This window comes from Clostridium sp. ATCC BAA-442 (assembly GCF_964239415.1).
GTDB lineage: Bacteria > Bacillota > Clostridia > Oscillospirales > Oscillospiraceae > Flavonifractor > Flavonifractor plautii.
The window spans coordinates 1-616 of the sequence record NZ_CAXSQB010000043.1; the positions used below are offsets into that span (position 1 = coordinate 1).

Below are 616 nucleotides of genomic sequence, written 5' to 3' on the forward strand. Positions count from 1 at the left end.
GGCCATAAAGGCCGCCCCTACATTTCCGGGGTTCCGTTTCTGATGGGGTGTCTTGTGGCGCTTATCTGTAGGGGCGGGGCTTGTCCCCGCCCGCAGGCCATCCGGCAGGACAAAGCCCTCGCGTTTGGCTGTGTGCCGGACGCAGGGGATTTTTCTGTGCCGGGAGGAGATGGGACGAATATGGCAAATTATACGGAATATTACCACCTGCACCAGTGGGAGCCGGAGGATAGCTTCCTGCGGACGGATTTTAATGAGGACTTCCGAAGGATTGCGGCCGCACTCCAGGAAAAGCTGGGACAGGCCGACCGGGCGGAGTTGGCCGCCGCAACGGCGGAAAAGGCAAAGCTTTATTGCGGCGCGTTCCTGGGAAATGGGACGAGTCAGAGCATCCCGCTGGGGTTCCGGCCCTCGGCTGTGCTGCTTCCGGGCCGCTCCGGGCTACTGCTGGCAAGCCGGCAGACGGCGGCAGGTGCAATTGAGATTATCCAGCAGGGGTTTCGGGTAGTCCATGAAGATGGGGCGATCGACCGGATCAACGAGTCGGGAAAGACCTATCCATATCTGGCGTTTCTGGAGGGCCAGATACCATAAAAAGTTCCCCCGGGGGGGGGGG

At 60.9% G+C, this 616-nt stretch carries 1 protein-coding gene; it reads left to right on the plus strand.

From position 1 onward, the window contains the following. Window positions 1–180 precede the first annotated feature (180 nt). Window positions 181–594 carry a hypothetical protein gene (locus tag ACESY8_RS15160; RefSeq protein WP_054339581.1) on the plus strand — a complete coding sequence of 138 codons (414 nt, stop codon included), beginning with the start codon at window positions 181–183 and terminating at the stop codon, window positions 592–594. Window positions 595–616: the final 22 nt, after the last annotated feature.

Bases quoted from the DNA above. Each gene is read 5' to 3' on its own strand.
- ACESY8_RS15160 (WP_054339581.1), top strand. From the start codon at position 181: ATGGCAAATTATACGGAATATTACCACCTGCACCAGTGGGAGCCGGAG.